Genomic DNA, 13,643 nt, shown 5'->3' with positions numbered 1-13,643 from the left:
GGTGGGGTGAGGTGTTCGGCGTTCAGGAGGCCTGGCGTGCGGGCATCCGGTCGGCGTCGGTGATGGGCGCGTCCGAACCGGTCATGTAGCGGACCAGAGTCGAGCGGTCGTCCAACACCAGCCAGCCGACCGAATCCGACAGCTTGCCGCGGCGCGCCTTGGTGGTGACACCGAGGTCGATGCCGAAGGGCACCGCGTCGCCGTCGACCGGGGTGGCGCCGGTCTTCGCGATCGCCCAACGGGTGACAGCCGCTTCGATGGCAGGCTCGACCGCCACCGCGATCCGCGCACCGGGGCGGGCCCCGAGTTCGAGCAGCACCCGGGCCAGCCGGTTCGACCAGGCGTCGAGCTCGCGGTAGGTGAGGTCACAATCGGCGGTGGACACCGCGACGGCGGCCGGGTCGATGGTCTCGACCAGCGCGAGGGCGTTGGTGCGGGTCTCAGCGACAACAGGAGTTACGGCCGTCGTGTACATATCGTGCCCCTTAGGAGTTTCATCCGTTGGCGTTCTCGGTATGCCTCTAATCTCCTCCGGGAAGGCCCGCCTCGACAGGAACCCCAGTGCTGTCCCCCGCCCCTCCGAGGGTTATCGAATCACCACCCTTGGGGGCGGCAGTGGCCCTGATCGACCTGCGGATTCACCGGACGCGCCCGCGGGGGTGGTGTCACCACCACCCCCGCGGGCCCCACTACGCGGACACGAACTCCTGCTGAACCGGTGCGTCCCAGTCGATGCGGTAGCGCTGCTCAGGGCCTAGCGTCTTCTCCGGGTTCATCACCGTCTTCGTCATCAACGGCATCAGCAACGTCATCATCGCGCGGGTCACCGGACCGGGGGTTTTGCTGTGGTTGATCCTGGCGGCCCGCTTGGCCACACCTTCGACCCGCTCCCGCCGCAGACCTTCGTACGCGGCGAAGGCCCCGGCGGGGTCGGGCAGGTCGCGCAGGCACCGTGCCACCTGCACGGCACTCTCCACCGCGAGCGACGCGCCCTGTCCTGAGCTGTTGGACGGCGCGTGGACCGAATCGCCGACCAGCACCATCCTGCCCCGGTACCAGTGCCGCACCGGCGGCATGATGTGCAGCGCGCCGACCGTCTCCAACTGCTCGGCGGTGGTGCGCCTGGCAAGTTCGCCGCCGGGCGTGTCGTCGCCATAGGTCTCGCGGATGATCCGCAGCCAGTTCTCGGCCGGGATCGCCCGCGCCTGGGTGAGCGAGAGATATTGCTTGTGCGGCAGATTCACTCCCCACGCGATCCGGCCGTCGTCGTGACGCCAGTAGAGGTAGTAGGCCCGCTTGCCGAACGCGAAGGTCATGGTGTCGGGCTCGACGTCGATATCGCATTCGGTGAGCGCGCCGAAACCGAGCATGCCCGTGTAATCCGGGCCCTTCGCCGCCGGATCGATCAATCCGCGCACCGTCGAACGGATGCCGTCGGCCCCGATCAGTACGTCGGCGGTGGCGGTGCTGCCATCGGCGAAACGCGCGGTGACGCCCGCCTCGCCTTCCTCGACGTCGACCAGCCGCTTGCCGTATTCGAACGCGACGCCCGCGTCTATCGCGTGGTCGTGCAGGGCGCGGTGCAGTTCGCCGCGATCGACCACCTGCAACGGCGGCATATCGGACAGGCCGGGGACGGGCAGCATCTTGCCGTTCATGGACAGTCGCATCCGCGACACCGGCAGCGCGATAGCGCGCACCGGATCGCCCGCGTCGATGACATCGAGGGCGGCCAGGCCGTTCGGCGCCAGCGCGAGCCCGCTGCCGATGCCGTCGGACGGACTCGGGTACGCCTCGTAGACGCGGGCGTCGATACCCGCTTTCAACAGGGCGGTGGCGGCGACCGGTCCGGCGATGCCGCCGCCGATCACGAGTGCGGTACGGGTAGTGGACATGGGTATCTCCCAAGGGTTCGGTGAATTCCCCGAACCGCCCCGCGCACCACCCGGTTATCCTGTGGTTGCCAGCCTCGTGGCCGGGTGCGCTCTCGCGGGCACGGTTCGAGACGGTTCGATCAGGTCCGGCGGCGGTGTTGCCGCACCCCGCCGGGCCTCGGTCTCCTCACCCGGCCGATGCCGGGCGATAACTGTTCGGGTTCTATTCGGGGGCGGTCCCCCTCTCCACCATGTCGACGATCGCGCCGGGATCGATGCCCTCGGCATGCATCCGCCGCCAGAATTCGAGGTCGGGGAACGTTCCCGCGACCAGCTCGTCACGCCAGGAACGCGCCCAGGCCGCTTCCGCCTCCAGCATCGCGACGCCGTATTCGGCTTCGATCACGAACAGCCTGGGCAGTGCGCCGGCACGCAGCGCCGCCAATTCCGCGTCGCTCGCGGCGATGATCTGTTCGAGCGCGGCGATCCTGGTACCGAGTAGTTCGATGACCTCGTCGGGCGGCAGCGCTCCGATCACCGAAAGGCCAGCCGTGAAATGCGGGAACTCCGCCTCCGGTGAGGCGATCAGTTCTCTTGTCCAGTCCGACATTTCGGCGCGACCGGCGTCGGTGATCCGATAGATGACCCGCTCGGGTCGCGCACCGTCGCGCTCGCTGCCGACCGCTTCGAGGAATCCGGCCTTCTCCATGTTCTGCACGACCGTGTAGAGGGAGCCCCATTTGATGGCCATATCGCGGTCTTTGCCGCGTTCACGCAGTTTGGAGGCGATTTCGTAGCGGTGCATCGGCCCCTCGATGATCACCGAGAGCACCGCGAGCGCCAGCAGATTGTTGACCTTGCGCTTCGTCGCCACGAATCCCTCCTTACTCGTATACGAATATACGTGTACGAGTATGTGGGCACAAGCGGGCGATTAGGCTGAACGCGTGTGCGGAGGCAGGTGGAGTCTGCCTCCGCACACCCGAATCACCTTTTACCCGCGACGATTACGCCGCGGCCAGGCTCACCCGGTGCCGTTCGGCATCGATGGCCAGAACCCGGACCGGCATCGTGACGCCGACCTCGGGGCCTGTCGACCCCTCTTGCCACTCGGCGCGGTGCCACAGGCCGTGCACACCGGGAGCGACCTCGAGGAACGCGCCGAACGCGACGATCTCGACGACGGTCGCGTCGAGGACCCCGCCCACAGCGTGCGCGTCGACGAACCGTTGCCACGAATCCGCGGAAGATTCCGATTGGGACATGAACTCACCTCCTCTCACAGTCCCGTGGAATACGAAATACCTTGCGGTATAGGGGAATTGCGAGAGGAGAGGCGGGCCTCTGGCCCGCCACCGGATCACCCGGCGGCCGGGGAACCCATCTGTGTACGGCGCAAGGCCGACCCGGCAGTCACGACGATCACCCTAGACATCGGTACACGCGCGGGCAACCCCCGCCTCAGCCGACCTTGGCCGTATCCTCCTCGCGCAACTGCTCTTCGAGCAGATCGGTCGCGATATTGCGCAGCGCCAGGTCGAGTAGCGCACGGTCATCGGGGTCACGGTCATCCCAGGTGTCGAGCCTGGTGCTCAGCCAACTGCGCCACGTCTCCTCCACCCGATCGACCTCGGCCTGGCCCGCCGCGGTGAGCCGCAGACACCCGTCCTCGGCGTCGACGAGACCGCCGCCGATCACCTTCAGGAAGATCGGCTCGACCACCTCCTCGGGCACCCGATGCGCCACGGCGATCGCGTCGATCGTCGCCGTTCCCCGAATCTTGTTGTGCAGGAACACCTGTCCGACCGCCCATGCCTCGCCTCTGGTCAGCCCGCTGCCCGCGTCGGCCAGCATGCGCGGCATGACGGGACCTTCCCTGCGCGCCTTGCTCATGGCCGAGGAGACCGCGCGTTCCAGCAGCGCGACCCGGTCGGAGGTGTTGGGCACCGAGAAACCCTCGCCCATATCCCCGGCGCCGACCCGCGCGCTGTCGCGCAGCGGCACCTCCTTCAGGAACCACGCGACCACGAAACCGATCAGCGCGACCGGCACGACCCACAGGAAGACGAAATCGACGGCATCGGCGTAGGCATCGATGATCGGCGCGGCCTGCTCGGGCGGCAGACCGCGCAGCGCCACCGGATTCGCGGCGACCTCGGGTGGCACCACCCGGACCTCGCTCAGCGCGTCGGACAACGCCGGGGTGAGACGATTGGTGTAGAGGGTTCCGAAAATAGCTGTGCCGAAGGCACTTCCGAGGGTGCGGAAGAAGGTGGCGGCCTATCGTCACCAGCGACACGGCAGCGAACCGTCGGAGCGGTCGCCGGTCCGGTAACGCTCGGATCGATGACGCGGACGGTCGGATCGTCCAGGCCGGGCGGGAATCTACCCGGGGGTTTCGATCAGGGCGACCGCGACCGGGACCAGCAATTCGACCAGCGCGTCGACCGGGGGCCTCGGATCTGCGAGCAGCCATTCCTGGGTGAGCCCGTTGATCGCGCCGATCAGCGCGCTCGAGGCCATACCCGGCGCACCGCGAACCCGTCCGCCGGGCACCACGATCGGCACCACCGTCGATTCGAGTACCGCCGCCCAGGCGTGCCTGCGCTCGCGCCGATGCCGCTCCATCCGCTCGCTCACCCCGACCACCTCGATGAACGCGACCTTCGCACGGTACGGATCCGCGCCGATCGAACCGACGTAGGCGGTGATGATCGCGTGCATCGCGGTGTGGATATCCATACGCGGATCGAGATCGCGCAGGCCGTCGACGACAGCGGCGGCGGCGGCGTCCTGGATCCGGTCATAGGCCGCGACGAGCACGTCTTCCCTGGTTTCGAACTCCTCGTAGAACTGTCGCTTCGACAGCCCGGCCGCCGCGCAGACATCGGCGAGAGAACAGTCGGTGTAACCGCGTTCGGCGAACAACCGGGTGGCCGCCTCCAAGAATCGGAGCCGGCGTTCAGCCTTCCGTTCGGCCACGGCGCGTCCGCCGTACTGCCTGCCCACGATCGTCACGCCGTCCACGGTACGGCCAGCCGCCCCCGCGGCGCTCATCGGGAACGGCGGCGGCCACCGCACCGGCGCTGTTGTGATCGAGGTCATGTTCGGTGCATACTCTGCAGCAGTCTGAAACCAATTGGGCTCACTTAATGGGGCTCGCGGAACGAAGAGGTCCACTCTTGGCAAAGCACGCATCGAAGCTGCTGGCCGTCTCGGTCGCCCTGGCGGCCTGCCTGCCGCTCGTCCTCACCGCTGGGGCGATCGCGGAACCACCGCCCGACAATCCCGCGGTCCAGCCCACGCTGCCGTTCCCGATCCCGCCGATGCCCCCGAGTTTCGACCCGGCGTTCTACCGTCCCGCCGCCGAGGAATTCGCCGATCTGGAGCCCGGACAGCTGATCGCGGCGCGAGCGGTGAATCTGGCCGATCTCTCGCTGCTTCCGGTGAACGTGGACGCTTGGCAGCTGTCCTACCGTTCGACCGATACCCGCGGCGAGGCGATCGCGGCCGTCGCCACGGTCGTCAAACCGCGCGGCGCGATGCCCGACCGGCCGCTGCTGTCGTATCAGATCGCCGAGGACTCAACGGGCAACTACTGCATGCCGTCCTATCAGCTACAGATGGGCTCCATCCCGGCGACCGTCACCGGATCGGTACTGGTCGCCGCGCAATTCCTCGAAGTGCAGGCGGCGCTTGCCCAGGGCTGGGCGGTGGTCGTTCCCGATCACCAAGGGCCCGATTCCGCCTACGGCGCCGGACCGCTGGCGGGCAGAATCACCCTCGACGGCATTCGCGCCGCGCGGAATTTCTCGCCGATGGAATTGCCTGGCGACCGGACCAGGGTCGGGCTGATGGGCTACTCCGGTGGAGCCATCGCCACCGGCCATGCCGCCGAACTGAAACAGAGCTACGCGCCCGAGCTGAATATCGTCGGCGCGGCGGAGGGCGGAATCCCCGCGGATCTCGCGGAGGCGCTGAAGCTGGCCAACCGGAATCTCTCCTCGGGTCTGATCATGGCGGGCGTCCTCGGCGTCTCCCGCGAATATCCGGCGCTGCGCGAATTCCTCGATCGCCACGCGAATCCACTCGGCCGATTCATGCTGACGGCCAAGGACCAACTGTGCGCGAGTTACCAATCGGCGCTGTTCCCCTTCGGCGACAATCTCGGCATGCTCGACGCCGACCCGTTCGGCGATCCCGGCGTGGTCGAGACCCTTGCGAAAACCCGTATGGGACAGCAGGTACCGGATATGCCGATGTACATGTTCCAGGCGAATATGGACTGGCTGATCCCGGTCGGACCGGTGAACGCCCTGGTCGACACCTACTGCGCGGATCCGAAGGCGCGAGTGCGCTACACCCGCGACCACTTCAGCGAACATCTCACCCTCGATCCCATCGGCGCGCCGAGCGCGCTGCTGTGGCTGCGGGACCGCTTCGCGGGCGTGCCGGTCGCGGCGGGGTGTTCGACCAGCGATGTCGGGTCGATGATGCTGGACCCGGATACCAGGCGGGTCTGGGAGGATGTCGCCGGGGTGACGCTCGCGGCAGCCTTCGGGCAGCCGATCGGCACGGGGCGCTGACGGTAGACGCTCCGAAATGTCGTTTCGGCGGGAAACGACATTCCGGAAGCGTATTGTCCGAGCCGATTCCCTCGCACCACCTTCCGTCAGAACTTACTCCAGAGTAAGGTTTTGGTATGGCGTGGAAACCTTCTGAGATCCCGGACCAGACCGGGCGCACCTTCGTAATCACAGGTGCCAATGGCGGCTTGGGCGCCGAGACCACCAAAGTACTGGCGGCCAAAGGCGCGACCGTGATCATGGCCTGCCGCAACGCGGCCAAGGCACAGCAGGTCGCGGACGCTATTCCCGGTGATGTCCGCACGGCGGCGCTCGACCTGGCCGATCTGAGCTCGGTGCGCGAATTCGCCGAGAACACCGGCGAATTCGACGTGCTGATCAATAACGCGGGCCTGATGAACGTCCCGTTCTCACGTACCAAGGACGGGTTCGAAACCCAGTTCGGTGTCAACCATCTCGGCCATTTCGCGCTGACCGGGCTACTGCTCGATCGTATCGGCGACCGAGTGGTCACGCTGGCGAGTATCGCCCACAAGCAGACCCCGAAATTGTGGATCGACGACCTGAATTACGAGAACCGTCGATACCAGCGCAATCTCGCCTACGCGCAGGCGAAACTGTCGAATCTGATGTTCGCCAGGGAACTCCAGCGCAGGCTGGCCGAATCCGGTTCCGCCAAACGCTCCTACGGCGTGCATCCCGGCGTCTCGGCCACCGATCTGTTCGCCCACACCGAGACTCCGCTGGACCGGATCAGCAAACCGTTCATCCGGCTCATCGGGCACGCGCCGGACAAGGCGGCGCACTCCACCCTGTTCGCCGCGACCGTCCCCGACGCCGATCCCGAAACCTACTGGGGCCCCACGCGGTTGATGCAGAGTCGGGGTCCGGTGGAAGCGTCTCCGTCGTCCAGACTCTCGCGGGACAAACAGCTGTGGCGGCGGCTGTGGGAGGAATCGGAACGAATGACCGGGGTCACCTACAAGTTCTGACACACCGTCTGACGCACCACAGACATCGGGCCCGTCCCGTGTGGACGGGCCCGATGTCGTGGCCGCATCGGACGCGCCGCTGGTCACGGCCCGCCGACCTGCTCCTACGGGCCGCGTAGTAGACGGGTACCGTGGTATCCGTGTCCGCTTCTCCCCGCCGCTCGGCACACAATCGCCCGGCCCTCATCGCCCTGGTGATCGTGGCCGCGATCGCCTGCCTCGCGCTGGGCTGGTGGCAGTGGCAACGTTTCGAATCGGCCAGCGGCACGGGACAGAATCTCGGGTACGCGCTGCAATGGCCGCTGTTCGCCGGATTCGCGATATTCGCCTACTTCCGGTTCGTCCGACTGGAGCGCGAGGCCGACGCCACCGAAGACGAATCGGTCGGCGACGGCACGCCCACGCGGAAGCCGCCGAAACCGGCCGCACCGCGTGAGATCCCCGCTGGCATCCTGCCGGAGCGACCGAAAGCGGCCCGCGACACCGACCCGGTCCTGGCCGAATACAACAGATACCTGGCCGAGTTGCATGCCGACGATATCGACGTCCAGGTCCGTAAGGCGGGCCTGAACGCTCGCGACACCGAGAGGAGCGCCGGTTGAGCGCCAGCGAGAACGCCGCCGAGACCGTGGTCTCCACCACGTCCCCATCCCGGGACGAAGCCACGGGCACAGGCGCGAATACCGCCAAGATCGCGAGCGCGCTGCTGCGCTATCGGGTGCTCGCCTGGGTCACCGGCCTGTGGCTGCTGTTGCTGACCGGCGAGATGATCGCCAAATACGGCTTCGACGTGGACACCCCGAGTTGGATCGCCGTGGTCCACGGGTGGGTGTACTTCGTCTACCTGCTGGTCACCGCCGACCTGGCGGTCAAGGTCCGCTGGCCCATCGGCCGCACCGTCGGCACACTCATCGCGGGCACCGTTCCGCTGCTGTCCTTCTTCGTCGAACACCTCAACGCGAAGAAGGTCAAGCGCGACTACGCGCTGTGACCCACAGCGCTCTGCCCCACAACGCTCTGCCCCACAACGCTGTGACCCATAGCGCTGTGACCCACAGCCCTCCGAGCCGCAGCCGTCCGAATTCAGGCGTCCGGATTCAGGCGTCGGCGAGGGCGGCGAGGGCGGGCAACAGCAGTTTCAAGGCCCGGCCGCGGTGCGAGACCGCGTCCTTCTCGGCGGGGGTCAACTGCGCGGCGGTCACTGTTCCACCGTCCGGGACGAACAGCGGGTCGTAACCGAAACCACCGTCGCCGACCGCGCCACGGTTGATGGTCCCCGGCCATTCGCCCCGCACCACGGTCTCGGCGCCGTCGGGCACCACGAGCGCGCAGGTGGAGACGAAACGAGCGCCGCGTCGTTCATCGGGGACATCGCCGAGTTGCGCGAGCAGCAGCGCGTTATTGGCCGCGTCCTCGCCGTGGCCGCCGGACCAGCGGGCAGAGAGAACGCCGGGCATACCGTTGAGGGCGTCCACCTCGAGACCGGAATCATCGGCCACGCACGCCAATCCGGTGGCGGCGGCGCCATCGCGGGCCTTGGCGACGGCGTTCTCTTCGAAGGTCGCCCCGGTTTCGGGTGCTTCCTCGTAAGGCGGCACATCGTCGAGCCCGAGGATCTCGATGCCCGCGACACCCGCCTCGTCCAGGATGCGGCGCAGTTCCTTCAGTTTCTTCGCATTGCGACTGGCGAGCAGAACTCGGGTCATCACTTCTTCTTCGACGGCTCGGCGGGCTCGGGGAGCACGCCGGGATACGGCAGGGCCAACGCCTCTTTCTGCACCACGAACAGCTGATCGCAGCCCGCGAGCGCCGAATCGAGCAGTTTGTCGAGGGTGGAACGCGGGAAGGTGGCGCCCTCGCCGGTGCCCTGCACCTCGACCAGCGTGCCGGTATCGGTGGCGACCACGTTCATATCGACCTCGGCGCGCGAATCCTCTTCGTACGGCAGATCCAAGCGCACCCGGCCGTCGACGACGCCGACGCTGACCGCGGCGATGGCACACGAGATCGGCTGCGGATCGGCCAGGCGGCGCGCCGCGGCGAGATAGGTGATCGCGTCCGACAGCGCGACATAGGCGCCGGTGATGGCCGCGGTGCGGGTACCACCGTCGGCCTGGAGCACATCGCAGTCGATGGCGATGGTGTTCTCGCCGATAGCGGCGAGATCGATGCAGGCACGCAACGACCGCCCGATCAGCCTGCTGATCTCCTGGGTACGACCGCCGATCTTGCCCTTCACCGACTCCCGGCCGGATCGGGTGTGGGTGGCGGCGGGCAGCATCGCGTATTCCGCGGTGAGCCAGCCGAGTCCGGACTCGCGCCGCCACGGCGGCACGCCGTCGTTGACGCTCGCGGTGCACATCACCCGCGTCTGACCGAACTCCACCAGCACCGAACCGGCTGGATTCGTGGTGAATCCACGGGTGATCCGTACCTCGCGGAGCTCATCGTCCGCCCTGCCATCGGCTCGTCTCGACACGGGGGTAAGCGTACTGGGTGGCACTTTTCGTGCCTGCGGCGCGCCGCGTGCCCGGTAATTCGAAGCGCTGGAAAACTCAGATATCGAAGGTCTCGCCCGGTGCGACCGCGTGCACGGGACCGGAGAACACCGCCTTCGCCTCGGCGATCACGTCCTCGCGCGAGGTCCACGGCGGAATATGGGTGAGCAGTAATTCCTTGACCCCGGCCTCGGTCGCGATCAGCCCGGCCTCGGTGCCCGAAAGATGAATTCCGGGCGGACGATTCGCCGGATCATGGGTCCAAGACGCCTCCGACATCAGGATGTCGGCGTCCCGCGCCAGTTCGCACACCGAATCGCACATGGCGGTATCGCCGGTGTAGACGAAAACGCGGCCGGACGCGGTGACGAAACGTAGTCCATAGGATTCCGGCGGGTGATACATCCGGCGCGCCACGACCGTATGGCCCGGCCCGAATTCGACCGTCTCCCCCTCGCGCCACACCCGGTGGTCGATCACATCGGACCAGTCGTCGCATTCGCCGCCGACCTCGGCCGAGGCGTTGCCGATCCGCACCGGCGCGTCGGAAGGACCGCGCACGATGGCCCGTCCCACCGGCGGAGTCGGATGATAGCGCCGCCACACCAGCAGCCCCGGCAGATCCAGACAGTGATCGGCGTGCAGGTGGGTGAGGAAGATATCTATCTCGCCGGGGTCGGCGTAACGCTGGAGCGCGCCGAGCACACCGGGGCCGAAATCGATGACGACCGGTGCCATGTCCGGACCGGTCAACAGGTATCCCGACGCGGGGGAGTCCGGGCCGGACACGCTGCCCGAGCACCCGAGGACGGTAAGGCGCATTCCCTCATGCTGCCACGACGAATTATCGGTCACGAAAGGATCCCCCAAATTCCTGAGCGGGCCGCAGACTCACCGTGACGACGCAATGACTCCGGACTGATCCCCGCGACGTTTTCGGCGTGCATCACCAGAGAGTACCCAGCCCGCAAACACTCCACCCATCGCCCCGAAAAGATGCCCCTGCCAAGATATTCCGGGCTGTCCGGGCAGCACACCCCATAAAAGCGATCCGTAGACGGCAACGACGACCAGCCCGATCAGGATTTGGCCGACGTGCCGGGCGAACCAGCCACGACAGATCAGATAGGTCAACCAGCCGAATACCAGCGACGACGCGCCGATGTGCACGGTACCGTCCGCGCCGGTCAGCCAGGTGCCGAGGCCCGCGACGAGCCAGATGATGCCGGTGGCGGCGAGCCCGCGCCAGATACCCGACAGCAGCACCAGGAAGCCAAGGATCAGCAGCGGCAGGGTGTTGCTCATCAGATGATCCCAGCCGCCGTGCAGCACCGGGGCCCAGATGATGCCCGTCAGCCCGTCCGCCTCGCGCGGCTCGATACCCGCGCTGTCGAGTTGGCGGCTATCGATCTCGTCGACGCCCTCGATGACGTAGAGCAGGCCGACGAATCCGGAGATCAGCGCGCCGGCGCGCAGCCAGGGTGGTCCGGCGGCGAGGCCGCGCCGCCGGACCGGACTCGTCGGTGGCGCCGCGATGGGTGGTGTGCCGCCAGGATTCGAGAACCGGGCACGCAGTGCCGCGATCCGATCGGGGTCGAAGGACGACCCGTGGCCCGCACCGCCGGTCATGCGTACCTCCTCGTCAGCGGGGTCCACCGCTGCCTCCGAGGGTACCGACCCGGACGATTTTCGCCGGACGCGACGACGACGCGCCCAGCGCGGCGGGCTGACACTGCGCCCAGCGCGGCGGGCTGACACTGCGCCCAGCGCGGCGGGCGGACACTGCGCCCCGCGCGGCGGGGGACAACCGCGCCAGCGCGGCGGACTACCGCGCGGGCGCGGCGTATCGAACGATCAGGCCCAGAGCTGGCCGTCGAGACGTTCTTCGGCTTCTTCCAGCGTGCCGTCGTAGGCGCCGGTCGACAGATATTTCCAGCCGCCGTCCGCGACGACGAAGGCGATGTCCGCGCGCGCGCCCGCCTTGAGTGCCTTGCGTGCGACGCCCAGCGCGGCGTGCAGGATCGCGCCGGTGGATATGCCCGCGAAAATCCCCTCTTCCAGCACCAATTCGCGGGTCCGTTTGACGGCGTCGAACGGACCGACGGAGAACCGCGTGGTCAGCACCGACTCGTCGTACAGTTCCGGGATGAAACCCTCATCGATATTGCGCAACCCGTAGACGAGTTCACCGTAGCGGGGTTCGGCGGCGACGATTTCGATATCCGGCACCTTCTCGCGCAGAAATCGGCCGGTGCCCATGAGAGTTCCCGTGGTGCCGAGTCCTGCGACGAAATGCGTGATCTCCGGCAGGTCGGCGAGAATCTCGGGGCCGGTGGTCTCGTAATGCGCCAGCGCGTTCGCCGGGTTGCCGTACTGGTACAGCATCACCCAATCCGGGTGCTCGGCCGCGATCTCCTTGGCCAGTGCGACGGCCTGATTCGATCCGCCCGCGGCGGGGGAATCGATGATCTGCGCACCGAACATGGTGAGCAACTGTCTGCGCTCGACGGAGGTGTTCTCCGGCATCACGCATACCAGCTTGTAGCCCTTGAGCTTGGCGGCCATCGCCAGCGAGATTCCGGTATTGCCGCTGGTCGGCTCCAGAATCGTGCATCCGGGGGTGAGCAGGCCGTCGGCCTCGGCCTGTTCGATCATCCGCAGCGCGGGCCGGTCCTTGATCGATCCGGTGGGATTGCGGTCCTCCAATTTGGCCCACAGCCGCACATGGTCGTCGCCGTCCCAGCGGGGAGACAGCGTGCGCAGCCCGACCAACGGGGTGTTGCCGAGGGTCGCGATCAGCGATTCGTAGCGCGCCACGGGACGGATCAGCCTCCGGCGACGGCGGGCAGGATGGTCACCGACGCGCCTTCGGGCACTTCGGCCCCGAGGCCGCCGGTGAAGCGCACATCCTCGTCGTCGACATAGATATTGACGAAGCGGTTCAGTTTGCCGTCCTTGAGCAGCCGCTCGGCCAGCCCCGGATGGTTGACGTCCAGATTCTCGATCAGCGCCGACAGCGTCGCGCCGTCGGCCTGCACCCGCTTCTCGCCCCCGGTGAGGCCGCGCATGATGGTCGGGATGGACACGGTTACCGACATGGGTACTCCTCGATTTCGACCTTCGCGGCCGGTTGGTTGAACGCCGCTCGATTGATCACAGCTGGGCGGCCTCGTATTCGTCGACGATCCGCACCGGTTCCTCGGTGACCTCGCCGTCGACGATCCGATAACTGCGCAGCTCGTGCTGTCGCGGATCACGGGTGGAGATCAGCACGTAGTGCGCGTACGGCTCGGAGGCGTAGGAGATGTCGGTGCGGCTCGGGTAGGCCTCGGTCGCGGTATGCGAGTGGTAGATCACCACCGGCGTCTCGTCGGCGTCGTCCATCGCACGCCAGACCTTCAGCTGTTCACCGGAGTCGAAGCGGTAGAAGGTGGGCGAACGCTCGGCGTTGATCATGGCGACGAACCGCTCCGGGCGATCGGACCCGTCCGGGCCCGCGATGATGCCGCACGCCTCGTCCGGGTGGTCGGCGCGCGCGTGCGCCACCATCGCCTCGACCAGGTCGGCCTTGATCACCAGCACGAGTCAACCCTTCCGCGTTTCGGCACCGCGCCGATTCGGCACAATGCCGCCGACCCACTCGCAGTCGACAACCAGTGAGAATATTCGGCTATTCCCCGCGCCCGCTCCCCC

General features: G+C 67.3%; 17 protein-coding genes. 4 read left to right on the top strand and 13 right to left on the bottom strand.

Translation table 11 applies throughout. From position 1 onward, the window contains the following. Positions 1 to 22 precede the first annotated feature (22 nt). The 6 genes from ABZS43_RS00180 to ABZS43_RS00155 form a co-directional block, all read right to left on the bottom strand. On the bottom strand, positions 23 to 475 hold the full coding sequence (locus ABZS43_RS00180; protein WP_355033589.1) for an AMP-binding protein: 453 nt from the start codon (positions 473 to 475) through the stop codon (positions 23 to 25). A gap of 214 nt (positions 476 to 689) precedes the next feature. Continuing rightward, positions 690 to 1,895 carry an NAD(P)/FAD-dependent oxidoreductase gene (locus ABZS43_RS00175; protein ID WP_355033588.1) on the bottom strand — a complete coding sequence of 402 codons (1,206 nt, stop codon included), beginning with the start codon at positions 1,893 to 1,895 and terminating at the stop codon, positions 690 to 692. Positions 1,896 to 2,097: 202 nt separating this feature from the next. Beyond that, positions 2,098 to 2,748, bottom strand: a complete 651-nt coding sequence (locus ABZS43_RS00170; RefSeq protein WP_355033587.1) for a PadR family transcriptional regulator — start codon at positions 2,746 to 2,748, stop codon at positions 2,098 to 2,100. A gap of 133 nt (positions 2,749 to 2,881) precedes the next feature. Then, positions 2,882 to 3,139, bottom strand: coding sequence for a S1 RNA-binding domain-containing protein (locus ABZS43_RS00165; protein ID WP_355033586.1), 258 nt, complete (start codon positions 3,137 to 3,139; stop codon positions 2,882 to 2,884). Between the two features lie 196 nt (positions 3,140 to 3,335). Beyond that, a complete protein-coding gene (locus ABZS43_RS00160; protein WP_355033585.1) occupies positions 3,336 to 4,043 on the bottom strand; it encodes a hypothetical protein in 708 nt (235 codons plus the stop codon). A gap of 216 nt (positions 4,044 to 4,259) precedes the next feature. Then, positions 4,260 to 4,979, bottom strand: coding sequence for a TetR/AcrR family transcriptional regulator (locus ABZS43_RS00155; protein WP_355033584.1), 720 nt, complete (start codon positions 4,977 to 4,979; stop codon positions 4,260 to 4,262). A 77-nt stretch (positions 4,980 to 5,056) separates the two neighbouring features. On the opposite strand from ABZS43_RS00155, the gene ABZS43_RS00150 reads away from it, so the two are divergent. The 4 genes from ABZS43_RS00150 (at position 5,057) to ABZS43_RS00135 (ending at position 8,443) form a co-directional block, all read left to right on the top strand. Continuing rightward, positions 5,057 to 6,460: a lipase family protein gene (locus tag ABZS43_RS00150; RefSeq protein WP_355033583.1), complete on the top strand. Its 1,404-nt coding sequence runs from the start codon at positions 5,057 to 5,059 to the stop codon at positions 6,458 to 6,460. 116 nt (positions 6,461 to 6,576) lie between these two features. Beyond that, entirely contained in the window at positions 6,577 to 7,452 is an 876-nt protein-coding gene (locus tag ABZS43_RS00145) for an oxidoreductase (RefSeq protein ID WP_355033582.1), read from the top strand. A 131-nt stretch (positions 7,453 to 7,583) separates the two neighbouring features. Further along, positions 7,584 to 8,054, top strand: a complete 471-nt coding sequence (locus ABZS43_RS00140; protein ID WP_355033581.1) for a transcriptional regulator — start codon at positions 7,584 to 7,586, stop codon at positions 8,052 to 8,054. 26 nt (positions 8,055 to 8,080) lie between these two features. Continuing rightward, positions 8,081 to 8,443 (top strand): DUF3817 domain-containing protein, encoded by a 363-nt coding sequence (locus ABZS43_RS00135; protein WP_355033957.1) that lies wholly within the window; start codon positions 8,081 to 8,083, stop codon positions 8,441 to 8,443. A gap of 106 nt (positions 8,444 to 8,549) precedes the next feature. Here ABZS43_RS00135 and rdgB read toward each other — a convergent pair whose 3' ends face one another. From rdgB to ABZS43_RS00100, 7 genes are all read right to left on the bottom strand, one after another. Beyond that, on the bottom strand, positions 8,550 to 9,158 hold the full coding sequence (gene rdgB / locus ABZS43_RS00130; protein WP_355033580.1) for an RdgB/HAM1 family non-canonical purine NTP pyrophosphatase: 609 nt from the start codon (positions 9,156 to 9,158) through the stop codon (positions 8,550 to 8,552). Next, entirely contained in the window at positions 9,158 to 9,931 is a 774-nt protein-coding gene (rph, locus tag ABZS43_RS00125) for a ribonuclease PH (RefSeq protein WP_355033579.1), read from the bottom strand. Before rph ends, rdgB begins: the two co-directional genes overlap by 1 nt. Positions 9,932 to 10,007: 76 nt before the next feature. Then, on the bottom strand, positions 10,008 to 10,772 hold the full coding sequence (locus tag ABZS43_RS00120) for a cyclic nucleotide-degrading phosphodiesterase (protein ID WP_355033956.1): 765 nt from the start codon (positions 10,770 to 10,772) through the stop codon (positions 10,008 to 10,010). 69 nt (positions 10,773 to 10,841) lie between these two features. Then, positions 10,842 to 11,579: a rhomboid family intramembrane serine protease gene (locus ABZS43_RS00115; protein WP_355033578.1), complete on the bottom strand. Its 738-nt coding sequence runs from the start codon at positions 11,577 to 11,579 to the stop codon at positions 10,842 to 10,844. 225 nt (positions 11,580 to 11,804) lie between these two features. Then, positions 11,805 to 12,767 carry a cysteine synthase gene (locus ABZS43_RS00110; protein ID WP_355033577.1) on the bottom strand — a complete coding sequence of 321 codons (963 nt, stop codon included), beginning with the start codon at positions 12,765 to 12,767 and terminating at the stop codon, positions 11,805 to 11,807. Positions 12,768 to 12,775: 8 nt separating this feature from the next. Further along, complete coding sequence (locus tag ABZS43_RS00105; RefSeq protein WP_355033576.1) at positions 12,776 to 13,048, bottom strand: MoaD/ThiS family protein; 273 nt, start codon at positions 13,046 to 13,048, stop codon at positions 12,776 to 12,778. A 55-nt stretch (positions 13,049 to 13,103) separates the two neighbouring features. Beyond that, positions 13,104 to 13,532, bottom strand: a complete 429-nt coding sequence (locus ABZS43_RS00100) for a M67 family metallopeptidase (protein WP_355033575.1) — start codon at positions 13,530 to 13,532, stop codon at positions 13,104 to 13,106. Between the last annotated feature and the right edge of the window lie 111 nt (positions 13,533 to 13,643).

Source organism: Nocardia sp. NPDC005366 (assembly GCF_040606855.1).
Taxonomy (GTDB): domain Bacteria; phylum Actinomycetota; class Actinomycetes; order Mycobacteriales; family Mycobacteriaceae; genus Nocardia.
Note: the sequence above shows the minus strand (reverse complement) of the source record. Positions and strands in the feature narration are given on the sequence as shown.